Here is a 273-nt window from a genome sequence, read left to right as displayed (position 1 = left end):
CAAGGATCCCGATGACCTTCCAATGGTGGTCTCTTCTGCCGTTCGTAGCAATGCTTGCATCCATTGCACTCTTCCCGATCATCCCCGCCACACACAAGTGGTGGGAACGTAACTCCAGCCAGCTTCTGGTTGCCCTCGTTCTAGGCCTACCCACGCTGGCATTCATGGTGTACATGATCGGAAATGAAGCGCTGATTGACGTCGGTGTTGAATACGTTCAGTTCATTGCTCTGCTTCTTTCGCTCTTCATCATCTCCGGCGGTATCCACCTTG

At 52.7% G+C, this 273-nt stretch carries 1 protein-coding gene; it reads left to right on the top strand.

The features are described 5' to 3' along the window. Positions 1-11: 11 nt before the first annotated feature. Positions 12-273, top strand: a 262-nt coding sequence (locus QP415_RS11785) for a sodium:proton antiporter (protein WP_285100204.1), incomplete at its 3' end; no start/stop codon positions are given.

This window comes from Pauljensenia sp. UMB3104 (genome assembly GCF_030217285.1).
Lineage (GTDB): Bacteria > Actinomycetota > Actinomycetes > Actinomycetales > Actinomycetaceae > Pauljensenia.
This window is presented reverse-complemented; position numbering and strand designations above follow the sequence as displayed.